General features: G+C 70.9%; 20 protein-coding genes. 13 read left to right on the top strand and 7 right to left on the bottom strand.

What is annotated here, in order from left to right; all coding sequences use genetic code 11:
• The first annotated feature begins 95 nt into the window (after positions 1-95).
• The 3 genes from AB852_RS12585 to AB852_RS12575 all read left to right on the top strand — a co-directional run bounded on the left by AB852_RS12585 (position 96) and on the right by AB852_RS12575 (position 3,540).
• Positions 96-1,319, top strand: a complete 1,224-nt coding sequence (locus AB852_RS12585; RefSeq protein WP_073787062.1) for a phospholipase D-like domain-containing protein — start codon at positions 96-98, stop codon at positions 1,317-1,319.
• Between the two features lie 476 nt (positions 1,320-1,795).
• Positions 1,796-2,614 carry a class I SAM-dependent methyltransferase gene (locus tag AB852_RS12580; RefSeq protein WP_073787060.1) on the top strand — a complete coding sequence of 273 codons (819 nt, stop codon included), beginning with the start codon at positions 1,796-1,798 and terminating at the stop codon, positions 2,612-2,614.
• Positions 2,611-3,540 carry a malate dehydrogenase gene (locus AB852_RS12575; RefSeq protein WP_073787058.1) on the top strand — a complete coding sequence of 310 codons (930 nt, stop codon included), beginning with the start codon at positions 2,611-2,613 and terminating at the stop codon, positions 3,538-3,540. Before AB852_RS12580 ends, AB852_RS12575 begins: the two co-directional genes overlap by 4 nt.
• Positions 3,541-3,648: 108 nt before the next feature.
• Here AB852_RS12575 and AB852_RS12570 read toward each other — a convergent pair whose 3' ends face one another.
• Positions 3,649-4,329: an adenosylcobinamide amidohydrolase gene (locus tag AB852_RS12570; protein WP_073787056.1), complete on the bottom strand. Its 681-nt coding sequence runs from the start codon at positions 4,327-4,329 to the stop codon at positions 3,649-3,651.
• Between the two features lie 181 nt (positions 4,330-4,510).
• Between AB852_RS12570 and AB852_RS12565 the strand changes: the two genes are divergently transcribed.
• From AB852_RS12565 to AB852_RS12555, 3 genes are all read left to right on the top strand, one after another.
• The gene (locus tag AB852_RS12565; RefSeq protein WP_073787053.1) at positions 4,511-5,335 is read left to right on the top strand and encodes a hypothetical protein; all 825 of its coding nucleotides are present in this window, start codon (positions 4,511-4,513) and stop codon (positions 5,333-5,335) included.
• A 735-nt stretch (positions 5,336-6,070) separates the two neighbouring features.
• On the top strand, positions 6,071-7,204 hold the full coding sequence (locus tag AB852_RS12560; RefSeq protein WP_073787051.1) for a hypothetical protein: 1,134 nt from the start codon (positions 6,071-6,073) through the stop codon (positions 7,202-7,204).
• A gap of 273 nt (positions 7,205-7,477) precedes the next feature.
• Complete coding sequence (locus AB852_RS12555; protein ID WP_073787049.1) at positions 7,478-8,374, top strand: class I SAM-dependent methyltransferase; 897 nt, start codon at positions 7,478-7,480, stop codon at positions 8,372-8,374.
• A gap of 70 nt (positions 8,375-8,444) precedes the next feature.
• Here the strand turns inward: AB852_RS12555 and AB852_RS12550 are convergent, their stop codons facing one another.
• A complete protein-coding gene (locus AB852_RS12550; protein WP_073787047.1) occupies positions 8,445-8,840 on the bottom strand; it encodes a hypothetical protein in 396 nt (131 codons plus the stop codon).
• A gap of 566 nt (positions 8,841-9,406) precedes the next feature.
• Between AB852_RS12550 and AB852_RS12545 the strand changes: the two genes are divergently transcribed.
• Positions 9,407-9,781 (top strand): hypothetical protein, encoded by a 375-nt coding sequence (locus AB852_RS12545; protein WP_107499207.1) that lies wholly within the window; start codon positions 9,407-9,409, stop codon positions 9,779-9,781.
• A gap of 379 nt (positions 9,782-10,160) precedes the next feature.
• Here the strand turns inward: AB852_RS12545 and AB852_RS12540 are convergent, their stop codons facing one another.
• Entirely contained in the window at positions 10,161-10,550 is a 390-nt protein-coding gene (locus tag AB852_RS12540; protein WP_073787042.1) for an ATP-binding protein, read from the bottom strand.
• A gap of 1,046 nt (positions 10,551-11,596) precedes the next feature.
• On the opposite strand from AB852_RS12540, the gene AB852_RS12535 reads away from it, so the two are divergent.
• Positions 11,597-12,907: an aminotransferase class V-fold PLP-dependent enzyme gene (locus tag AB852_RS12535; protein WP_079184549.1), complete on the top strand. Its 1,311-nt coding sequence runs from the start codon at positions 11,597-11,599 to the stop codon at positions 12,905-12,907.
• 314 nt (positions 12,908-13,221) lie between these two features.
• The gene (locus AB852_RS12530) at positions 13,222-13,734 is read left to right on the top strand and encodes a hypothetical protein (protein WP_073787040.1); all 513 of its coding nucleotides are present in this window, start codon (positions 13,222-13,224) and stop codon (positions 13,732-13,734) included.
• Positions 13,735-13,811: 77 nt separating this feature from the next.
• On the opposite strand, the gene AB852_RS12525 is transcribed toward AB852_RS12530, so the two are convergent.
• The 3 genes from AB852_RS12525 to AB852_RS12515 all read right to left on the bottom strand — a co-directional run bounded on the left by AB852_RS12525 (position 13,812) and on the right by AB852_RS12515 (position 18,483).
• Entirely contained in the window at positions 13,812-14,978 is a 1,167-nt protein-coding gene (locus tag AB852_RS12525; protein ID WP_073787038.1) for an FAD-dependent monooxygenase, read from the bottom strand.
• Positions 14,975-16,942: a LodA/GoxA family CTQ-dependent oxidase gene (locus AB852_RS12520; protein ID WP_073787036.1), complete on the bottom strand. Its 1,968-nt coding sequence runs from the start codon at positions 16,940-16,942 to the stop codon at positions 14,975-14,977. The genes AB852_RS12525 and AB852_RS12520 overlap by 4 nt, the downstream gene beginning before the upstream one ends.
• 524 nt (positions 16,943-17,466) lie before the next feature.
• Positions 17,467-18,483 (bottom strand): helix-turn-helix transcriptional regulator, encoded by a 1,017-nt coding sequence (locus tag AB852_RS12515; RefSeq protein ID WP_073787034.1) that lies wholly within the window; start codon positions 18,481-18,483, stop codon positions 17,467-17,469.
• 166 nt (positions 18,484-18,649) lie between these two features.
• Here AB852_RS12515 and AB852_RS12510 point away from each other — a divergent pair, with 166 nt between their 5' ends.
• From AB852_RS12510 to AB852_RS12490, 4 genes are all read left to right on the top strand, one after another.
• Positions 18,650-19,072 carry a VOC family protein gene (locus AB852_RS12510; protein WP_073787032.1) on the top strand — a complete coding sequence of 141 codons (423 nt, stop codon included), beginning with the start codon at positions 18,650-18,652 and terminating at the stop codon, positions 19,070-19,072.
• 54 nt (positions 19,073-19,126) lie between these two features.
• Entirely contained in the window at positions 19,127-19,570 is a 444-nt protein-coding gene (locus tag AB852_RS12505; RefSeq protein WP_073787030.1) for a TIGR03618 family F420-dependent PPOX class oxidoreductase, read from the top strand.
• A gap of 375 nt (positions 19,571-19,945) precedes the next feature.
• On the top strand, positions 19,946-21,475 hold the full coding sequence (locus AB852_RS12495; RefSeq protein ID WP_073787028.1) for an alpha/beta fold hydrolase: 1,530 nt from the start codon (positions 19,946-19,948) through the stop codon (positions 21,473-21,475).
• 292 nt (positions 21,476-21,767) lie between these two features.
• A complete protein-coding gene (locus tag AB852_RS12490; protein WP_073787026.1) occupies positions 21,768-22,406 on the top strand; it encodes a LysE family translocator in 639 nt (212 codons plus the stop codon).
• Between the two features lie 259 nt (positions 22,407-22,665).
• On the opposite strand, the gene AB852_RS12485 is transcribed toward AB852_RS12490, so the two are convergent.
• Positions 22,666-23,136 (bottom strand): hemerythrin domain-containing protein, encoded by a 471-nt coding sequence (locus tag AB852_RS12485; RefSeq protein WP_073787024.1) that lies wholly within the window; start codon positions 23,134-23,136, stop codon positions 22,666-22,668.
• Positions 23,137-23,299 lie beyond the last annotated feature (163 nt).

Below are 23,299 nucleotides of genomic sequence, written 5' to 3'. Positions count from 1 at the left end.
GGAACCCGGGGGATACAGTCAGCTCGCCGCTCAGCCCGCACCGGACCGGGCACCGCGGCCTGAAGACCCTCGTCGTGTTCCGGTCAGGTGAGGCCATGACCAGCAGGCAAGAAGCGCCCGAGGCGACCCCGCGGGCTCCCGAAGCGCCGTACGGGCCGTCCGCCGAGGCCCGCGTCGCGCGGATACGGCGGCGTCTGGAGCGGCTGATAGGGATCGCGGCGACCGAGGGGAACGCGGTCGTCCCCTTGCGGAACGGGGACGAGATCTTCGCCGCGATGCTGGCCGGGATCCGCAGTGCCGAGCACACGGTGGACATGATGACCTTCGTGTACTGGAAGGGCGACATCGCCTGCCAGTTCGCCCAAGCGCTCGCGGAGCGGGCCCGTGCGGGGGTACGGGTGCGGCTGCTCCTGGACGGGTTCGGCAGCCGGCTGATCGACAGCGAGCAGCTCGACGCGATGGAGCGGGCAGGGGTGCAGGTGGCGTGGTTCCGCAAACCGCTGTACCTCTCACCGTTCAAGCAGAACCACCGCTGCCACCGCAAGGTCCTCGTCGTCGACGAGGAGACCGCGTTCACGGGCGGGGTCGGGATCGCCGAGGAGTGGTGCGGGGACGCACGCAACGAGAACGAGTGGCGCGACACCCACGTCCAGGTCCGCGGCCCCGCCGTGGACGGCATCGCCGCCGCGTTCGCGCAGAACTGGGCCGAGTGCCACGACGAACTCTTCGACGACCGCGACCGGTTCATCGCGCACAGCCCGCAGGGCGACGCGATCGTGCAGGTGGTGCGCGGATCGGCCAGCTTCGGCTGGCAGGACATGCAGACCCTGATCCGGGTGATGCTGGAATCCGCCGAGGAGCGCTTCCGCCTGGCCACGGCCTACTTCTCACCGGACGCGTACTTCATCGAGCTTCTCTGCGCCACCGCCCGGCGCGGGGTCGAGGTGGAGATCCTGCTGCCGGGCCCGCACACCGACAAACGGGTCTGCCAGCTCGCGGGTCAGCAGTACTACGAAGACCTCACCGCGTGCGGGGTCAAGATCTACCAGTACCAGCCGACGATGATGCACGCCAAGGTCATCACCGTCGACCACGTCGCCGCTCTCATCGGCTCGACCAACTTCAACCGCCGTTCCCTCGACCACGACGAAGAAGTCATGCTCGCCGTCCTGGACCAGGAGTTCACCGCGACGCTGGACGAGCACTTCGAGGCCGATGTGGCAGCCAGCGAACTGATCCGGGAGGGCCGCTGGAAGAGACGCCCTGTCGTACAGAGGGCCCTCGAAGTCGCCGTCCTGCCGATCCGCCGCTTCCTGTGACCGGCGTCCGCCGCAGCCGGTAGGCGGCGCATTCCTGGGCCCAGCCCCTCGGCGGACGGTCCAGATCCCGCTCGCCGGTACGGGTGACGCCGGAGGGCGGCTCCGGCGCTGTGCGGACCCGCTGCCCTGGTGCGATCACCGGCGGTGACGGCTGTCATCACCGCTGTGTATTGGACGTGTGCGGAGCGGTGGCCGGAAGGTGGTGGCAGGCCGCTGGGTCCGCCGCCCGGGTGCCCGGGCCGGGGACACGTCGTCATGGGCGGTACCAAGCACCGCCGCTGCCGGGCCCGTTGACGACCCGGGACCGCTCGCGGCCGAACGTCCAGGGCCGCCGATCGGCCGTGGTCCACCGCCCCGCCCCACGGCTTGGCCGCTCGTCCTCCCCCTCCACCGCGGAACCCTCCGAGGAGCTGACGCGACATGAGCGCCGCATCGCATACGCGCAACAGTGTTCCGGTCCATGAAGGAGGTGCCTCATGACGGGTCCGGTCTCCCCGGAACACGCCGCCGCCTCTCCCTACGTCTTCGCCGGATCAGGGGCAGGGGAACATGACCGTCTGCGGTTGCTGGCCCGGCTGCTGGACCCGCTGCACCGGCGGACCCTGCACACGGCCGGGCTGCGCGCGGGGCTGCGCTGCCTGGAGCTCGGCTCGGGGACAGGCACGATCGCCGCGTGGATGGCGGGCCAGGTGGGAGCCACGGGCCACGTGACGGCCACCGACATCGACCTGACGTTCCTCAAGCATCAACGGCGCCCGAACCTGGCGGTCCGCGAACTCGACGTGCTCACCGACGAGATCCCCCGGGGTGCCTTCGACATGATCACCTGCCGGGCGCTCCTGCACCATCTGCCGCAGTGGGAAGCCGTGGTGGGTCGGCTGGCGGGGGCCCTCAAACCGGACGGTGCGCTGGTCCTCGTGGAACCCGACGCCGGTGCCGCCGTGTTCGCCGAACCGGCGCATCAGCGGTTCTGGTCGGCCTGGTGCCGCTGGGGACGGACCGAGGGAATCGACTTCCGCCTCGGCGGCGCACTACCCCGGGCCGTCCGACGAGCGGGACTCGACGTCCAGGACGTGACCATGGAGGTGCCCTTCTACAGCCGCAGATCCCCATGGGGCGACCTCTACCGCTCCACCGTCGGAGCGGCGCGGCCCTATGCCTCCGGAGGCGGCCCCGACCTGATGGCCGAGTTCGAGGATCTCGTGGCGGGGAGCGGCGACCTGATGTGCTCCTTCGGCTGGGTGGCCGTCTGCGGCCGGGCCGCCCCTGGCGCGGAGGCGGTGCGACATCGATGAGACACCCCAAGGTCACGATCGTGGGCGCCGCGGGCGGAGTGGGATCGTCGCTCGCCCACCTCCTCATCACCGCGCCCGACGCCTACGAGATCGCGCTCATCGGCCGGGACACCCGGTCCGTCGCCTGTCTGCTGATGGACTCCGAGTCCCTGGCGCCGCTGGGCCGGCCACCGGTCGTCGGCCATGGGGACACCGGGGACTTCCACGATTCGGACATCATCGTGATCACCGCCTCGGTGCCGCTCACCGCGTGGGCGCCGCGTGCGGACTCGATGTCGGCCAACGCGGAGGTCGTCCATCCCTACTTCCGTGAGATCACCAAGGTCTCCGCGGACTGGCGCGGGCACGTCATCGTCGTGACCAACCCGATCGATGTGCTCAGCGGCTGGCTGCGACGGCACACGCACTTCGGCCGCTCAAGGATTCTGGGCTACTCGTGGAACGACAGTCTGCGGCTGCGGGTGGCTGTCGCCCGGGCCCTGGGGGAGGACGCGGCGGACATCACGGCCTGGGTGATCGGCGAGCACGGGGACGCGTTCGTGCCGCTCTTCGGCCACGTCCTGTCGAAGGGCAGGCATGTGCGGGTGTCCGCCCGGCAGCGGGAGAGCGTCCTCGCCGAACTGCGTGATTTCTATACCCGGTGGGGTCGGCTCGGCAGGGCGCGTACCACGGTGTGGACCACGGCGAGCGGAGTCGCGAGGATGATCCACGACCTCACTCACGGGCGGTCGGCGGACTGGACGGCGTCCGTCGCGCTGAACGGCGAGTACGGGCTGTCCGACGTCAATGTCGGCGTCCCCGTCACCATGGACGCGCGGGGAGTCCTGCGCGTGGTCGAGTGGGGTTTGGACGAAGCGGAGCACACCGCTCTCCATCAGGCGGCCTCCCTTGTCCGGCAGCGCGTGGACGGTCTGGGCGCACTGTGACCCTCCGGTCGCCCCGCATGGTCGGCCCCGCATGGTCGGCCCCGCCCTTCCGCGTTCCGGACGGAGCAGGCGGTCGGGGCGGTCCCGGCCCTCGGTCCCCGGCGGACCTTACGGGGTCGGCGTCGCCTCACGGACGGCGCCGTGGACGGCGCGGGCGAGCCGCGCGCCCCACAGGGAGCGCGGCCCGGCGAAGGCGTGGACCTCGTCGCCCGGTGCCGGGGTCCGGGCGGCGACGCATACGGCATCGGTCGGGGTGCCGGAACAGTCGTAGCCGAGGTCGAGGAGCGCCTGGGCCTTGGCCTCGGTGGCGGTGGCCACCGCGTTGACCAGCGCGGCGTCGGACATCGCGACGGGAACGGCGACGACGATGTTGATGGTCCCCGGCCCGGCCGGGGTCCGCGTCCCCTCCGCGGGGGAGGCGGCCCACCCCCGTACCGACACACCGGAGGTGGCGACGGCCTCGGCACCACCGCTGCGCCCGCGGCCCGGCCGGGAGACATCCGCGGCCGTCATCAACCCCACGCCCGACCCGCGCAGCCCGGCTCCGTCGGCGAGGGCGGCGAGATGCCGCTCCGGGTCGGTGCGGCGGTAGCCGTGTGCCACCTGGGCGTTGAGGACCCAGGCACGCGCACCGATGCCCCCACCCAGGGGCGCGCTGCTGATCATCCGCCATCCTGGGCCCGCCCGCCACAGCACCGCGCGCAGTTCGGCGCCGTCCTCGAAACGGGTCAGCCGCTGGACCGGCAGCAGACCGGTGGCGGTACGGGCGGACGGCAGGACGGCGGTCACCGGGCGAGCTCCTCGCGGATCGGAACCGCCGATCCTACGCGCGCCGGCCGTCCCGCGCGCCGGGCGGGCCCACCCGAGCGCCAGCGGCGGCCAACTGCGGGCCTGTAGAGCGGGAACCGGTCGGATAGGCTGCCGCCCTTCTTGAACGGCAGCACTTTCCTGATGGGGTGGGAGTATGGGAATGAAGGCACGCAGACGAACCGCCGCGGTGGCCGCGCTCGTGGGAGCGCTGGGCCTTTCGACGCTGAACGCGCCGGCCGCCTGGGCCGCGGACACCGGCATCACCGTCTCGGACATCGTCGTCAACAAGGGCAAGCCGATCGTCGTCGGCACGTCGAAGGTGGTGGAGCCGTCCTTCGGCTTCCGTGTCACCTTGCCCCGGGGGTACACCACCGACGACCCCTCCGACTACAGCGCGGCTCCCTTCCTCTACCGGGGAAGCATCACGCGGGCGGCCGAGACGGGGGACAACTACATCGACGGCAGCTACACCTGCTTCATCATCGACTCCCGGCGCCTGCGCTGCGAGGGCAGGCTCTACATCGACCCGCACCCGGCCCAGGAGTACGTCGACTCCAACAGCGACGCCACGTCCTGGAAGGTCGGCGTCTCGCTGCGGCTGTGGAAGGCCGACGGCAGCCTCAAGGCCGGTGAGCTGGAGACGCGGTCCCTGACCGTCCCGCTCAAGCGCCTGTCCAAGGCCACCGTCGACGCCTCTCCGGAGCCGGTCGCCCAGCGCGGGACCCTCACCGTCACGGGCAAACTGACCCGGGCGAACTGGAACACGAAGAAGTACGACGCCTATGGCGACCGTACGGTCAGCCTTCAGTTCCGGGCCAAGGGCACCGACACCTTCAGGACGGTCAAGAAGGCCACCACCAGCCGCACCGGGGCGCTGAAGGCCAAGGTCACCGCCTCGGCCGACGGCTACTACCGGTGGGTGTACCAGGGCAACTCCGCGACCGGCGCCGCCACCAGCACCGCCGACTACGTCGACGTGCGCTGACCCCTCCGCAACGGAGGGCGGGCCCGTCCACGGTGATCAGCGGCGGGCGGGCCCACCCCGGTGGCCACCGGGTCCTCCCTCGGACCGCGGAGCGGGGCCGGGGCCGCGGGGCGTAGGCGAGCAGGACATCGATGTCGGACGAGTGGACGACGGATCACCGGTCGACGGATCGCCGGTCGTCAGCGACTCGGGGGCGCCAGGGACGATCCCGAGCCCTTGAGCGGCGAGCAGGTGCGGTCAGCGGGAGCCGAACTGGTGACGTCGGGCGGCCGACCGCCCCGGCGCCTGGTCCGGCGCGGGGACGCGGGGCCGGACGCGGTGGCCGGAAGCCGCCGAGGCCCCGAGCCGTGCACGGGCGGGCGAGTGCGCTCACCGGCCGTCGGCCGCGCCCCCCGCCGTGGGACCGGAAGCGCTGCCGGAGCGCCATCACCTGGAGGCCGGGCCCGTCCACGCGGCGGACGAACATGTCGGCAGCGGGTGCGCGGGGCAAGGCGAACGAGCGTACGAATTCGGCCGTTTCGGAGATCGGGCTGCCAACTAAGCGCCGGAGCGGAAACTTGATCCGCCGCGCGGCTTCTCCGCTGACCTGGCACAGACGAACTGCCCATGCACTCGTACGTCATTGTCCTTGAAGAGATCAGGAGTCTCCGGATGGCCCGCTCGCGTGTTGCCCGACCCATATCCCTTGCCGCCACGGCGGCGGCAACCGCCCTGCTCCTCCTTGGTTCGGCACCCGTGGCGGTGGCCGAGCACTCCCGGCCGGAGCTGACCTCACGGCTGCTCCCGATCCCGCCCGGCGGGCTCCACAGCTTCGTCAAGGGGCTGAACAGCAGCGGCACGATCGTCGGCGACTACTACGTGGAGGGCTCCGACGGGCCACTCGCGATCCGGTGGAACGCCGGCCGCCCCGGCTGGACCCGCCTGGCGCCGCTGCCGGGTGAGAGATTCAGCCGGACGACCGCGCTCAGCGACCGCGGATGGGCGGTCGGCCTGTCCTTCGACAGCGCGCCTAACTCCCACCCCGTCCGCTGGTCACCGGGCGCCACCCCGAAGCGGTTGGCGCTTCCCGACGGGGCCCGTGGCGGTAACGCGTCGGCCGTCAACAACTCCGGGGCCGCGGTCGGTGACGCGTCCGAGGAGAACAACATCTCCCACCCCCTGCGCTGGCGGTCCGACGGCAGCAGGACCGACCTGCCCGTGCTGCCCGGCGACAACAGCGGCACCGCGACGTCGATCAACAACGCGGGCACGGCGGTCGGGTGGACCGAGAAGCGCGACGCCGCCGGTGGCTCCGCGCACCCCGTGCGCTGGAACGCGGCGGGTGCCGTCAGCGCGCTGCCCCTCCCGGCGGGGATCGCCGGGGCCCGGACGAGCCAGATCACCGACAACGGCGTGGTCTTCGGTCACGGGCGGCTCGCCGGGAGCACGGAGTACGACCGGGTCCTGGTGTGGGCTGCCGACGGCACGGTCCGGGACGCCGGGCGCGGGCGGGGATACGACGTCAACCGGGCGGGCACCGCCGTAGGAGCGTCGTTGGACGACAACCCGAACGGCGTCACGGCCCGCTGGAACGCGAACGGCACCCGGACAGTGCTCGCCAATCCGGCGGAAGCGGCCGGAGAGGTGCTCGCGATCAACAACCGGGGGGCGGCCGTCGGGTACGCGTGGCCGCCGGCCGGTAACCCCGCCTTGGACAAGGCCCTGTTGTGGAAGCCTGACGGTACGGTCGTCCCGCTGCCGCAGTCGCCTCTCGGTCCCTACGCCGCCGCGTTCGCGATCAACGACGCCGGAGTGATCGCCGGATTCGCCGTCGGCACCGACGGCGCCGGCAACGCGACGACCTGGCGCGCGACCGTCTGGAAGCGCTGACACCCGCCGCATCCTGTGACACGCCTCGGTGAGGTCCTCGTGGAGGACCCCACCGAGGCCGGGTCGGCATCGCACCGAGCGAAACCACGGTGGGAGCGGGGCCTCGTGACCGGGACCGAGCAGGAGAAGAGCCCCGGCATCGGACGAGCCGGACCGGAGTGACACCGCTCCGACCGGGTCCGCTCGAAGAAGAGCGACCCGCGACCGCGCCCCGGCTTCCGTGGACTGGAATTCGCTGGAGTCGCCGCGTCAGGGTCGCTAGCGTCCCGTCGTGTGATCTACGAGAATCCCTTGGCCTACGTCCTGGGCCTCGAAGGGCTCGCGCTGCTGCGCTCGTTCACCGGTGAGCACGACCGGGCCTTCGTCGACGCCCGTGTCGCGGAGATCCGGGCCCTGCTCGACGACGAGTCACTGGCCGACGCGGCGGTCGAGGTCGCCCGGGTCGGCACGGTCGACGGCTACCGGGTGTGGTCCCGCACCTATGACGGCCCCAACTCGGCGTTCGCCCTGGACGAGCCGGTCATCGGGGAGATCCTGAACGGGCTGCCGCCGGGCACCGCGCTGGACGCCGGATGCGGAACCGGACGTATCGCGGCCGTGCTGTCACAACGCGGCCACCAGGTGGTGGGCGTCGACAGCTCACCGGAGATGCTCGACCTGGCACGTGTCCGCGTGCCGGACGGCGATTTCCGTCTCGGCGAGCTGTCGGAGCTGCCCGTGGCCGACGGCGCGGTGGACCTCGTCGTCTGCTGTCTGGCGTTGACACACGTTCCCGACCTGCGGCCGGTCATGGCGCAGTTCGCCAGGGTGCTGCGGCCCGGCGGGCATCTGGTGATCTCCGACGTCCACCCCGAACGGGTGGCGCGGGGCTCGATTCCCCCGGTGCGCCTGCCGGACGGGACGGCAGGGCGCCTGGAGTCCTATCGGCATTCGGCCGGGGACTATCTGCGTGCCGCGCTTCCGGTCGGGTTGCAGGTCCGACGGTGCGAAGAACCGTTCAGCCCGTGCACGGAGCCGTCCGGGGCGACGGACCGGCCACGGGCGACCGGGCCGGGTCCATGGGAGGTCTGGCCCTGGAGCCTGGCCGCTCTGGTGCCCGAGGCAGCGGCGGCGGCCGATCGCGGAGTACCGGCGGAGATCATCTGGCACTTCCAGCTGACCGGTGCCTGACTCGGCGGTCGGCGCGCCCACCTGGGGGCGCTACCGGTTCCCGGGATGTTCACCTCTTGTCCTGACCGAGTCAGAGAACGAGCTGAGGCCGCTCCTCCTGGTGCGGTCGCTCACTCTGCGGCGGGATCTGCGAGAGCTCCCCCTCGGCCGCCCGCGGCCCGGCTCCGGGAGCGGTGGCCCCCTGCCGCAGGGGCTTCTCCCCGGCCAGGGGCGCCGGGCGGCCGGACGGGGTGGCCTGCAATCTGAGACCAGGAGGCACAGGCGCCTCCTCGGCGGTCGCGAGCAGCCGGCCAAGCTCGGCCCACGAGGTGCCGGCCGCCATCGCCAGCCCCACCAGATGGCCGATCTGCCGGCTGGCCTGCTCTGCCTCGTTCCACAGGCCGCGCGCTCTCCTCAGCGCCTCGTTGTGGCATTCGATGCGCTGAGCAAGCTCCTTGAGCGGAGTGGGTCGTTCGATCTGCTCCATGTCTGACCAAACTCCCCAAAGCCGCTGAAGGTACGCACCAGTACACGATCCGGCGGACATGGCCGAATCGTACTGACATCACCTCGCCGATAGGCCCCGCACCTGTGTACGGTGCGCACCGGTCCGACGGCACCGTGATCGGGTACCGGAACTGGAGGCTGTCACCCGTTCGTGCGGGGGCATGCCTCAGATTCGCACGAGCCCTACCGGCCTCACCGACGGGCACGTACGGCCGGCGGTCGGCCAGCGGCGAATGCTGTGGGGCGAACGGCGAACGGCGAACGGCGAACGGCGAACGGCGAACGGCGAACAAGAAATCGGACGACAGTCCCGTTGGTCACCCGCCGGGGGGTCGCGCCCGGCGGGTACGCGTGGGAGGTCTCCGCGAGGTCCATGTCTTCAGATGAGTCTGTCGGTCCGGGGGTGCGGCGGCGGGCAGTGACCGGGGGATCCCGGCGCACTCCCGAGTCCGCGTGCGCAGGATTCCTGCGGGGGATGTTCCGGCTGCTACCTGGCCGGGCGGGTGGACGCGCAAGGAGAGTTCGTACGCACACGGGGAGATGAACATGCGACACACGATCCGGTTCCTGCTGGCCACCGTCACAGCCACCAGCGCCCTCCTGCTCACCGCGACCGCCGCCTCGGCGAGCGAGTACACCGTCCAGGCCGAAGGCCAGAACCGCGGCTTCGGCGGCGCCGACGACGATGGTCTGCGGGTCTACGCCTGCGACACCTTCGGCGACAACTGGGGCGTACGCACCCACTACACCTACCGGAACCACACCGGGGGCACCGCCACCCGCACGGTCAGCGACGCGAACGGCGTCACGACCGGCTGCGGTGAACAGAACATGTCCGCCTCCGCGCCCGCCCTCAGCTACCAGGTCTGCACCGGCAGGGCAGGAGCCGACACCGTCTGCGGCCCCTGGACCCGCCTCTGAGCACCAACGAACCCGGCCCGTTCCCTCCGCCCGCCGACGGTGGACGGAACGGGCCCTCGGTCACCGCGACACCGGCACTGGGACGGACCACGAGTTCCTGACATCACCACAGGCCCGCGAAGTCCTCCAACAGGAGGGCAGAGCCGTGCTCGACCACCGGACCGTTCAGCGAGTCCGGTCCCAGAACCTGAATCCCTGATGACTGATCGGGCCGTTCACACGATCATCCAGCCGGCCACTCCCGAAGCCGCCATCCCGCCGCCGCGCCGAAAGCCGACGGGGACGACGCCCACCGGTCGGCCTTGTGGACAGTCGGCCAGGTTGTCTGTGTAGCGGCCACCCGGCAGTCCGGCTGGTGTCGATGTCTGCGTCTCCGGCGCTATCGGGCGAGGAGGGCGCTGACGGTCTTGCCTCCGGTCGGTCGTGGGGTGACCGCGGTGGTGCGGGCGAGGTGGTCGACCATGTGCCGGCCGAAGCCTCCGGTGCCGCCGGTCAGGTCGGGGGTGCGCATATGGGGCATCCGCGGGCTGGGGTCGTGGACGGCGACCTCGATGGCGTCCGGGTACGCGGTCAGGTCCAGGGTGCAGGTGCCGCCGCTGTGGCGCAGGGCGTTGGTGACCAGTTCAGAGACGACCAGGACCACGGTGTCGGCGGCCGCGGCCTTGATCGGACTCACCAGACCTTGCAGAAATGTACGGGTGCTCTCTCGCGCGTCGGCGACGGCGGTCGCGGAGCGGATGGTCATGGCGTCGGCGCACATGGTCTCCATCAGGTTCAACCTCGCCTTCGGCTCATCGGTGCTCTGTCCTGCCTACCTGCCTCCTTGTTCCCCGGTCCGCGCTCCTCAACCTGGCTGGTCCGATTGCCTCACTTTCAAGTGAACGAAAATCTATGTCGGCCGGAGTAGACATTGGGTGGTGGTGTGGTTATGGTTTCTCTCGTAGCCAGAAGGACAGCAGGGCCTGGCAGAGACGAACTGCCGGTCAGCAGTACAGGTGGTACCCGCAGTTGCAGTACGGCAGGGCGGTGCGGTGGTGGAGTTCCGGAGCCAGAGCAGACGCAGGACGGTGACGGGACTGACGGCCGGACCGGGTGGCCCGCGGTGATCAGGGGCCGCCAATGAGCAGAACCGCGGTTGATGCGGTGGCAGTACCCGCAGACGCGGTACGCAGCGGTGAAGTAGGTGGGCAGTACCTCGGTGAAGGCGTCTGCTGCGGACGCGCGCACCGGGAGGTCCGGCAGTGGGGTTCCAAGCCAGAGAAGAACGAAGTACGGGCGAGCGGGGCTGGCTGCCGGAGCGTGGCGCTTGATCAGGTCACCAGCGGTTCGCATCACCAGCAGTACAGAGCAGTACGCAGTGGTACGCAGTTGTTCATCGAGGGAAGAACGGAGGGGCCGAGCGCCATCAGGATCGCCCGGGCGGAAGTGTTGGGCCCGGGTACCGCAGGACATCGATAGTGAGGTGGTCTCCGGTCGAGCAACCGCGATCCCCGCGTCTCCGACAGCAGTGTGGTCGGGCGTGCGGAAACAGAAGGCCGGCGCAGTATCCAGGCCGGCGGATGGTGTAGCAGTTCCTTCGGGGCCCTGGTGCCGTACGCACCAGGGCCCCTCCACGCGTTCATGGACACATGGTGTGCAGGACACCGCCCTGCTCGGCGTCCGCGAGTCAAGGGGTCATCCCCCGGCTGCCCCCTCGCGGTGTCACTGTCAGCCATTCGCACGGCGTTCTCGGAATGCGGCGCGGAACGCGTTCTAGGGTGGATCGGGTCATGCCTCCTGCGGGGCGCGGAGTTCATGCGGAGTTCGGGAGCGGCGATGGCGAGGGTGAGCCGTAGGCATCTGCTGGCCGGTCCGGTCGGGGCCGCCGCCGTGGTGGCTTCGGGCGGTCTCGCCCGGGCGGCCGGGCCTGCCCTTGGGGGAGCGCCGCCCGTGACGGCGGGTGGGCGGCCGGACTGGGACGCGGTGCGGGCACAGTTCCGGCTGGAGCCCGGCTGGGTTCATCTGGCGATGTACCACCTGGCGTCGCACCCCCGGGTGGTGCGGGAGGCGGTGGCGCACCTGAGCCGTCAGATCGACGCCAACCCTCTGGCGGCGCCCGGGGGGCTGTCGCTGCCGGACGGCCCGACCGGGTGGCCGCGGGTGCTGGCCTCTCTGGCCGACTACCTGGGAGCGCGGCCCGAGCAACTCGCGATGACCGCCAGTACGACCATCGGGCTGGGGGTGGTCTACAACGGGGTGCGGACGCGTCCTGGTCAGGAGTTCGTGCTCAGCACCGACGACCATCCGTCCCATGTGCTCGCGGCCCAGCTGGCGGCGGAGAATCGCGGCGCCAAGGTGCGGCTCTGCTCCTGGTTCCGCGACTCCGCCCAGGCCACCGCCGAAGAGATCATCCGTACCCTGCGCGAGCAGATCCGCCCCGAGACACGGGTCCTGGGCGTCACCTGGGTGCAGTCCGGCACCGGAGTGCGGATGCCCGTGCGCCGGATCGCCGAGGTGGTGCGCGAGGCGAATCAGGGACGAGCGGAGGCCGACCGCTGTCTGCTGGTCGTCGACGGCGTGCACGGGCTCGCCGCTGTCGACCAGGACGGGGCGCGTCTGGGGGCCGACATCCTGGTCGCCGGCACACACAAGTGGCTCTTCGGGCCGCGCGGAACCGGCCTGGTGTGGGTCTCTCCCCAGGTGCTCGACCAGCTCCGGCCGACGTTCGCCACCTTCATCTTCAGCGGTGGGGCGGCGCCGCTCTCCCCGGGCGGATACCTGGCCTTCGAGCACGCCTTCGCGCTGCCGACCGCCGTCGCCTTCCACCAGCGGCTCGGTCGCGCCCGCGTCGCGGACCGCATCGCGCGCCTGTCCACCCGCGCCAAACACGGACTGGCCGGTATCCCCGGAGTGACGGTGCACACCCCCGCGGACCCCGAGATGTCGGCGGGCATCACCTGCTTCAGCGTCCGCGGCCACAGCGCCGCGCAGGTCATCTCCCGCGCCGCGGAGAAACGAATCCGCCTGTCCTCGCTGCCCGTCTTCCCGTACAACAGCACGCCCTGGCCGCGGATCGGGACCGCCATCGTGAACTCGCCCCGGGACATCGACACGGCCCTCACCGCTATCGCCGACATCGCACGGTAGGCAAGCACCCACCACACCGTGGACACCGGTCTCGACATCGCCGCCAACCCGTGATCCGAACTGCTCACAGCGGGACGATCGCCTCCAAAAACCGTGCAGCCGGGGCCTGTTGCTCGGAGCGGTACGCGAGGCTGTGCGAGCGAACCGTGCCGGGGGCGTCGGCGTCGCGCCGAACGCCGCTACCCCGCCCGTGAAGCGACACACCACGTCTGAAGATCATTAATATGACTGCGAACTGGTAACGTGCAGGGCCAAAGCACCTGGCCCCACTGCTGGTTGCGGGCCGGGTGAAGCCCTCCTCATTGGAGAAATTCTTGGCAACGCATGAGCCCTTGGCCATACCCGGTGTGCAGGTGTGTTCCCTCAAGGTCGAAACACCTCAGCTGATCGAGCCGGCGGCCACGTACCAGACCCTCCGCTTCCCCTACGGCGCGGCCGAGTCGTCGGACCGGTTCAACATGCACCAGGCCCTGCAGCCCGACGGCACCACCGTGACGGACTGGGCGACCGACGACCGCAGCGGCCTCATCCGGCCGTCACGAGCCGGGTGGGGCCAGCTCTACGCGATGATCCAGTGGGAACCGGCCAGCGGTACGAACGGCTACACCGAGCTGCGGGATCAGTTCGTCCGCAACCCGTTCGGTGTCGCCGACACCACGGCGACCGAGCACCGCGCGCCGACTCCCGGCATGCAGTGCTACGTCAAGGGGCATGGCATCTTCGTCTCCCCCGACGTGCCCCTCGCGCTGCGCGTGATGCACAACGACAACGCCCCGAGGAGGGTGACCCTCGCGGAGTTCAAGCTCGTCATCCATGAGGCGGCGTAGGCCCGACGCGGCCACCGGGCGCTGATCAGGACTCCCGTACGGCGACACGCTCGCCCGCGTCCACCGCCGGTTCGCGGTCAGTGGCGCGGACCGATCCTGGCGGTGGGCGCGGGAGCGGGCGCGTGGCGCCGTTGCCAGAAGGGGCGGTCGGCCCAGCGCTGTTCCCAGGAGTGGACGGTGCGATGGCCGGTCCGGTAGCCGTCGAAGGTCTCGTCCAGCCGTGCCAGGTAGGTGTCTACCGCGTCGCGGCGGCCCGCCAGGCGGGCGTCCACGGCCTCCCCGGCGCACTTGCCGGTGTAGAGGGCGGTGAGGACACCCTGGGACGAGATCGGGTCGTAGGCGGTCGCGGCGTCGCCGACGGCGATCCACCCGTCTCCCGCCGCCGGTTCCAGCCGGGCGGTGTGAGCGGCGCCGCGGCGCGGCACACCTCCGGGCCAGGGGCGGCGGCCCTCGGCGCGGGAGCCGGTGTGACGGGTGGCGGCGAGCTGGTCGAGGAACCCCTGGGTGGTGGTGAGACCGGGTGGGACGAGGTCGGTGTCGGTGAAGTACACGGCGTCGCGTCCGAGAGGATGGCAGGGGGCGGTGTACCACCACCCGTCGCGTACGGATTCGACCACGGACAGGTCCTCGCTGTCGTACGGGTCGTGGACGAACCGCAGCTGTACGGCCACGAGTTGGTCGTAGCGCCGCCGTCGGGCCCCGCAGTGCACGGCGATACGGGCGCGTCGGCCGGTGGCGTCGATGAGCCATCGGCAGCGTACGGTGCGGCACGTGCCGCGGGCTGTCACCGGGAGCCGCCAGTCACCGTCCGGCTCCCGTACGGGCCGCCCCACGGTGCTGTGTTCGGCGACCTCCGCGCCTCGGGCGCGGGCCTGGGAACGCAGCAGACGGTCGAAGGCGGTCCGGTCGAGCTGCCAGCCGTGGCCGTGGGGGTCGTTGATGAAGCAGACCTGTTCCACCCGGGGCGATCCCCAGGCGGAGAGACCGCCGTGGCACGGACGGTGGTCGCGGTCGAGCGCGCGGGGCCCGACTCCGAGGTCCTGAAGCAGCGTTCTGGCGGCGGGAACGAGGGATTCGCTGGTCTTCGGCGGTCCGGAGCGCGCGTCCGCGAGCAGCACGCTGCGCCCGGACCTGGCGAGTGTGATGGCCGCTGCGGCGCCCGCCGGTCCGCCACCGGCGACCACGGCGTCGTAACGGCCTTGGGTGGGCCGGTGCCCGTCGCCGGGCACCGCCTCGGTGGTCATCCGTTGTCCCGGAAGGGGTCGATCTTGGTGAGGTAGCCGGCCGAGATCTCCTCGGGTGTGAACCGGGTGTTCCGGGCGACCTCGTCGACAGCCTGCCGGTTCACGTCCGTGCGCCTGAACTTGTCGGACACGGCCGGGTCCGCCTCGGGGACGTGGACGTTGACCAGGTTCCGGCGGTCGTTGACCTTGGGGAGGCCGGGCGTGGACTCGGCGAGGATACGGTCGGGGAACCTCCCGTCCTCGACGGTGTAGGCGTGGGTCTCGACGATGCCGAACCTGGCCCACCAGTCGACCATGTTCTGCCAGCCCTCGGCCTTGTCCGGGCTCAGGAACCGGAGCCAGACCGCCCGCCGGGCGAAGGCCTTCTCCCGCAGGTCGTCGTCGTGGGTGGCGCCCTTGTTGTTGACGACGTCCAGGTCCTCCTCCTTGAGCACCTGGTTGGGTACCCGGGCGGGCCAGAACGACGGCAGATAGGGGCTGTAGCGGGCGCCGATGTTGGCCACGATCTCGTAGCCGGAGCGGCAGCTCGCGGTGTCGGTCTGCCAGGGAAGGCCCATCCAGCGGGTGAGGTCACCGGGGCCCTGCGCGTGCAGCGGACCGTTGTCGGCCAGTGCCTTCGTGGACGTGAGGTGGGTCCCGTGGTCCGGATCGTTGCCGTCGGTACGGTGCAGGATGCGGAAGGGCTCCTGGTAGAGCGTGCGGTGACGGATGGGCCAGGTGACCTCGCAGCCGGGGTGGAAGGCGTCGGCGAGGCAATAGTCCAGCGCCGCCCGGTCGAGCAGACCGGGCTGAAGGGCGACGGGCGCCTTGTCGAGGTCGGGCTGGGGGATCCGGACCGTGGTGTCGAAGTCACCCTCCACCCAGGACTCGAACAGTCTCACCTGCGTGACGGTGAGCACCCCGTGTTGCAGGGCGGACTTCGGTCTGCTGGCCATGGCGTCCCCGTAGAGCCACGGCCAGGGCAGCGGTGACATGCCGTCCCGCTTGTACTGCCGCATGTGGTAGAGGACGCGCTGCCGCAGGTCCTGGTACTGGGGCTTGTTGCTGCCGAGCAGGGCGAGGACCTGCGGGGAGGTGAAGTCGTTCGGGGCGCGCCATCCGAACTCCGCGGCGAAGCCCTGGTTGACCCATTGGTGTCCGGTGAACCGCAGCAGCACCGGTTTGATGTGCTCGTCGAACGTCACCTTGGCGGGGAAGGGCAGGTCGCCGGTCCGCACGAAGAGGTCGTACAGCAGATCGTGGAGTGTCACGATGCCCTTGACGTCCGGCGCGTAGTTCGGCGGTGCCACCACCACCCAGGCCGGCGTCGCCGTGAGGTTCCGGCCGCCTACCGTGACCTCGGCGGTCACCGGGCCGTCGGAGATGTCGTCGTACCAGCCGTCGTTGTTGCCGAAGTCCGACAGCGCGGTCCGGGGAACGGTGAAGGAGTCGGACTTCCCTCTGCCGCCGAGCACCACGAGTCTGCCCGCCGCGTCGGTCAGCAGTTCGCCCAGGTACACCGCGATCCCGTTGATCCGCCCCGTGTCGAACGCCTTGCCCGACTGGTCGGGTCCGGAGATCGACCGCGCGGGCGGAGTGATCTTCAGCTTGCTCCGCTCCGCCGTGCTCGCGTTGCGCCGGGCGATCCGCGCGTCTCCGTCGGGGATCGCCTTGGCGTCCTCTATGTCCAGCGCCAGCGCGAACTTGTACCAGGACGCCTTCTTGTTCGCCAGGCGCACGGTCCAGGTGACGGTGGCGTTGTCCTGCCCGTGTTCGATCTCTCCGAGGACGTTGCCGTCCTTGTCGTAGCCGTAGACACGGAACCGCGCCGCCTGCCTCTTGATCATGGCGGAGCCGTCCTTGGAGAAACCGGGCGGCCTGGGCGGCTCGTCCGGGCTCTCGGGCCCGTAGAAGAACTTGGTGCTGTTCCCGACCCGGGCGACACCGATCGCCGGGTGGATCTTCACATACGCGATGTCCGGCATTGCGCTCCAGAGTGATCGTGGGTACGCCGGTCGGAGTGGGTACGGGTTCTTGGACGGGGCAGGCGCGCATGGCCCATGGGGCGGACGGTCCCGAACACGGCCCCAGGGGCGGACGGTCCCGGCCCGCACGCCCTCCACGCTGTCCACGCCGCCCTGGTCACGCTCGAAGTACCTGTGGACGCCGCGAAACGGTCCCGCGTTTCCCTGCGGTTCCACGGCTGAAGGGCCGCCCTGGGTGCGGCCCGGACAAGGTCCCGCGAGGACGGGGCGCGGGATGGTGCGGATGGTCTGCCGGGCCGCTCGAACCACACCTGGGCTGCTCGAACCGCATCCGAGGAGACCGCATCCGAGGAGACCGCATAGTTCCAGAACAAGATATGCATGTCCCGGGCCCGGCCGCATCCGGAGGAACCGGGACATGCCGGGCCGCGTCAGCTACCGGTTGGGGGTGGCTCGGTGGCTGTGGCGACCGCTGGAGGACGGCCGTCCGGTCGGAGGGGATCCGGCACGCCGCCGGTCGCGCGCTATGCCTCGCCCGCCCGGCCGTCACCGGCCGCGTCGGCTTGCGGGATGCGCGCGGCACGGGCGTAGCGGGCGGCGAGTTCCCGGAACGCGGTGGCCAGTTGGGGTGGGCCGATGACCTCGATCCCGGTGTCGAAGCGTCCGATGGCGGTGGCGAGTCCGGTCCATGACCAGGAGCCGAGGACGAGTCGGCAGTGGTGGGCGTCGAGTTCCTCGACGATCCCGTCCTGGGCGAAGGGTACGACGTCGGCGGCCGGGAGGCGGAGGATGACTTCGCCTTGGCAGGGCCAGTCGGTGGTGGTGCCGTCGTTGCCGCGGAATCGGCCGGTGACGAAGGCGGAGACATCGCCGCCGGGGAGTTCACGGGGGGTGAAGCGGGGGCCGGTGGGTGTGCGGGGCCGGATGCGGTCGACGCGGAAGGTGCGCCAGTCCTCGCGAGGGAGGTCCCAGGCCACGAGGTACCAGTGGTGTCGCCATGCGACCAGGTGGTGGGGTTCCACCCGGCGGGGGTCGTCGGCCGAGGCGTTCGCACCCGGGGCGTAGTCGAAGCGCAGTTCCTCGCGGGCGTGGATGACGCGGCTCAGGTCCATCAGGAGCTGAGCCGTGGCCTGGGGGGTGTCGCCGGTCGCCGCGGGTGGCTGGACGGCGGTGACGCGCAGCTGGTCGATGCGGTGGCGCAGACGGGGTGGCATGACCTGGCGGAGGGTGGCCAGGGCGCGGGCGGCGTCCTCGGCGACGGCGGTGCCGACGGCCGCGGTCTGGAGCGCGACGGTCAGGGCGACGGCCTGGCCGTCGTCGAACAGCAGGGGCGGCAGATCGGTGCCGGCCTCCAGGCGGTAGCCGCCGGCCGGTCCTTTGACGGTGGTGATCGGGTAGCCGAGTTCGCGCAGCCGGTCCATGTCGCGGCGGACGGTGCGTGAGGTGACGTCGAGACGCTCGGCGAGATCCTCGCCTGACCAGTCACGGTGCGTTTGCAGCAGCGAGAGCAGTGCGAGCAGCCGCGATGAGGTTTTGTGCATGACACCCGTGCCCCGTTCCTCAGTAGTACAGGACACGACCTGTCCTCTAATCCTGCCATCGTGGCATACGAGCCGAACGGGAGGCATCGCCCCTCGTCACGGCCGTCCGCGCGCCGGATCTTGAACGGCGGGCGGCGTACTCGTCACATGGAGCAAGGAGCAGATCATGTCTTTCAGGACCACCACTCATCTGAACTTCCGGGGCGCCGCGCGTGAGGCACTGGACTTCTACGGGTCCGTCTTCGGCGGACATGTCGTCGTGGTCACCTACCAGGACGCGGGCGCGGTGCGGGACGGGAGCGAGGCGGACCAGGTGATGTGGGGCGAGGTGACCGGCGACAACGGCTTCCATGTCATGGCCTACGACGTGCCCTCGCAGCTGCCCTGGAGCCAGGGCGAGAACCCGTTCTTCGTCTCCGTGCGCGGTGACGACGCGGAGGAGATCGGCGCCCTCTGGGGCAAGCTGGCCGAGGGCTCGACCGTCGTGCGCCCGCTGGAGCCCGCGCAGTGGGCGCCGCTGTACGGCATGCTCACCGACCGCTTCGGCGTCACCTGGGTCCTCGACGTCGCGGCTCCCTACCACGGCTGAACCGATCGGCCGTGAGGGTGCGGAGGCCGGGATCAGGGTTGGTAGCCTCCCCGGATGACTGCGACCTTCGACCAAGCTGTCCGGGACCGGCTGCGCGCCTCTCATATCTGGTACGTCGGGACCGTGTTCGCCGATGGCGCGCCGCAGGTCAGCCCGATGTGGGTGGATCTGGAGGGTGAGGGGGAGCTGACGTTCAACACCTCGGTGGGCCGGGTGAAGGAGGAGAACCTGCGCCGCGACCCCCGCGTCTACCTCTCGCACGCGGACGCCGCGGACCCCTTCGACCGGGTGCAGATCAGTGGCGTGGTGGCCCGGTTCATCGAGGGCGAGGAGGCGCACGACCGGATGGACCGGCTGGCCCGGAAGTACCTGGGCGAACGGTACGAGTGGATCATGCCGGGGGAGCAGCGGGTCGCGGTGATCGTGCGTCCGGTCAAGGTGCGCCACATCGTCGGGGTGGAGCGGTTCCGACCCGGCGGTCCGGTTCCCGCTCCCTGACCGGAACGCCGTACGTCACCCCGCCGCCCGTTCGCGCTTCAGCAGCCGTCAGAACTGGCGTGCGGCGCGGGTGCTCCGGTCGTGGATGTCGTTGAGGTGGACCTGGTCGTCGGGGAAGAAGCGGGTGCACCACATCGCGACGCCCTCGGGTGCCCCACCGCGGCACTCGCGCAGGTCCGGTACGAGCGCGGACCTGTGAGCGACCGGTCGCTCAACGGCGCGAGTGCGCCGTTGCGTTGGTGATACAGAACGGATGGGCGGCTGCGGCCGTATCCGTGCGTGGTGGATGGGTGTGCTGTCCAAGGTGGTCGTGTCCGCGGACGCCGTGGATCTTTCCGTCATCCCCTCACACGGAGGCTTCCTCTCTTGTCACCGATGACCGATCACCGCAGTGAGCAGCCCGGCCCCGTCAGGGTCGCGCGCCGTCGCGCCCTCGCCATCTCGGCGATGGTGCTCGCCGGGGCGCAGGCGAGCACCGGCCTCGCCGCTGCGCAGGACCCTGGGAATCCCGCCAGGGCTGGACTCCAGTGGCAGCTGTGCTCGACCGCGGCGGTGGACTGGCCGATCGAGAACGACACCCGCACCGAGTGCGCCGAGCTGACCGTACCGGTGGACTACGCGAAGCCCGAGGGCCGGAAGATCAAGATCGCGGTGAGCCGCGTCAAGGCCACGGAGGGGAAGTCGCGCGAGGCGCCCATCGTGTCCCACCTCGGCGGGCCGGGACTCTCCAACATCACCGACTCGGCGTCGATGGCACGACGCGGACTCGCCACGCTGAACACCGACCACGATCTCTTCGCGTTGGACCTCCGGGGCACCGGATACAGCGACCACGTCGACTGCGGCGAGAATCCGAGGACGGAACCGGCACCGACGGCGCCGGAGAAGAAGTTCAAGAAGGCCGATTTCGACCAGCAGGCCGAGTTCAACAACCGCTGTGCGGCCGTCGATCCCGAGTTCGTACGACAGATCACCCCGGAGAACGCCGCCCGGGACATCGACCGGCTCCGGGCCGCACTCGGCGCGGAGAAGATCAACTTCTACGGCGCCTCCTTCGGTACCGCCATCGGAATGGCCTACCGTTCCCTGTTCGACCGTCACACGAAACGCATGTGGCTGGACTCGGTGTTGCCCCCGACGGTCCACTGGCCCACGATGGACGGCGAGACGGAGGCGGCCGGCAACCGGAGCGCCGCGCCGTTCCTCGCCTGGCTGGCACAGCGCGACGCCGAGCACCACCTGGGCGCCGACGAGTCCACCGTCCGCAGTCGGCTGGGTGATCTGCGCAGCGAGCTGGAGCGGAAGCCGCGCACCGGTGGCGGGGTACGCCTGGACGGGAACTGGGTGATCGAGCAGGTCTACCGCCCCCAGGAGGAGTGGGCCGACGCGGCGAAGAGCCTGGTCGCGGTGCGCGACGGCGGCACGCCCCCCACGCCACCGGCGCCCCGGGCGGAAACCGCCGCACCGGCGCCGGTACGTCCTCTCGGGCTGAGCAATCCGCGCAGCCGCTTCAACACACTCCAGTACAACGCGATCCTCTGCAACACCGCCGCCGCGAGCCGCGGTTTCGGCGAACTGTGGGCGGCCCGCGAGGCCCGTCGTGAGGCCGATCCCTTGACGGGAGGTGCGCACTTCAGCCCCTGGTGCGCGAAGTGGCCGTACAAGGTGCCCGCCGCCAAGCCCGCGTACGGCAAGAGCGCGCTTCAGCTCTCCGGCCACCTCTATGAGAACGTCACTCCTCACGTCTGGGCCGAACGGGCCAGGGACGCCACCGGAGGCGCCCTGCTCACCCTCCTGGACGACGGGCACGCGACCCTGCCCTCGTCGCCCTGCGCCGACAAGGCGATCACCTTCTTCCGTACCGGACGTACGGTCGAGGGCACCTGTGGCGGCCAACAGCGCTGATAGGTAGCCCGGTTGGTCCGCAGGGCCCGTAGTGGTCGGCACCGCCGCGTCCGCCGCTGCGCCCGAAGTCCGGTTCGCGCTCCGGGCCCGGCCCCGGGCGAAGGGGAAGCAACGGGGCATGTGCCGATCCCGTACCCGCGTCACGGATGGCGGGTGACCGCCGGGGCGGGAGTCGAGGAGGTTCCCGGGGGCTTCGCGGATCTCCGCGGCGCGGGGCCTCACCAGGCCGATAGCCTCGACGCCGGGCGTTCGACAGCACGCTCGGCAGCCGACGTCGGAACAGGAAGCCTCCGTGCTCACAGCCTTCGCGAGCTTCGCTCTCTTCGCCCTGCTGGTGACGGTGGTGCCCGGACCGGACACCCTGCTGGTGCTGCGCAACTGCGTGCGTGGCGGCAGACTCCCGGGGATCGCCACCGCGCTGGGCGCTGCGGTCGGTTCCCTCGTCTGGGCGGTCGCCGCCGCCGTGGGGCTGGCCGCCGCGCTCCACCGCTGGGACGCCGCGTTCGCCGTCGTACGGATGGCGGGCGCGGCCTATCTCGTCCTGCTGGGCGCGCAGGCCCTGTGGGCGCACCGCCGGAGCGCGTCGAACGGCGCGGACACCACCGCCGCTCCGCCCGAGGGACTCGCACCCACCACCTTCCTGGCGTTCCGGCAGGGGCTCCTCAGCTGCCTCCTCAACCCCAAGGTCGGCCTCTTCTTCGTCGCCGTGGCACCGCAGTTCCTCCCCGAGGGCGCCTCCGTGCTCTCCGTGACCCTGATCTTCGGCGTCATCGACGCCGTGATCGCGGCCGGCTGGCTGATCCTGGTGGCGGTCTTCGCGGCCCGTCTGCTGAGCTGGCTGCGCCGGCCCCGGGTGAACACGGCGCTGGAGAGGGCGACCGGCGGCGTCCTGGTCGTCCTCGGACTGGGGACCGCCGCGGAAACGCTGTGAGCGTGCCGCGTGGGCCGCAGGTGCCGCACATGCCCAGCCGTCGCCGGACGGGGGAACCTGTGCTGACGGGGCGTCGGGTCGGACGGCCCGGACGACCGGGCCATGGGGAGCGGGAACGTACCAAGGGCCGTCGTCCTCTCCCGTCCGGGGAAGCGGCCGGGGAGCGAGTGATCGGCCTTTGGCGGAGCGCGACGGCGCCGACCGACCGGTGGGGGCGGTGACCGCCACGGCCACCGCCCCCCACCGGTCCGGTCCGGGATCACAGCGGGCCCAGCACCTCCCCGGGCGCGGCTGTCAGCTCAAGGGTTTCGAGCACGGTGAGCAACTGCCGTTCCTCGTAACGGAAGTGGTTCTCCATGAGCGCGGAGATGCCTTCGAGGTGCAGATCGAGTTCCTCGGGAGGCGCGGCCCGTTCGACCGCCGCCTGGAGGCCGCCCAGCAGGTGGGCGATCATCGAATGGTCCTGCTCCAGCGAACGCAGTACCGGGCGCAGCTCCGGATGGGCGGCCGCGATGGCCGGGAACAGGGTGCGGTCCTCGCCCTTGTGATGGCTGTCGAGAGCCGCGCAGAAACCGCGGCAGTACAACAGCAGTTCACGGGTGGCGGCCTCACCGGTGGTGCCGTCAGTGAGGGACGCGCGGGTCACTTCCAGCGCTTGCCGCAGCCGGTGGTGCACCTGACGGAGTTCTTTGCTCCAGGCCACGAGCCTGGTCGTCTCGCGCTCAGACACGCGAGAACGAAGGGTGCGACGTGTTCAACGCCAGCCTCCTTCGGTCGGACGCCTCCATGCCTGACACGGTCTGCCACCGGCACGCGACGCTTCCCGCAGAATACCCCGACCGCTGCCCCGGCGGCACGGCCGCCGCCGTTCCGCCCACCGGGTGTGCTCCGGG

The sequence above is a fragment of the Streptomyces uncialis genome (genome assembly GCF_001905345.1).
Lineage (GTDB): Bacteria > Actinomycetota > Actinomycetes > Streptomycetales > Streptomycetaceae > Streptomyces > Streptomyces uncialis.
This window is presented reverse-complemented; position numbering and strand designations above follow the sequence as displayed.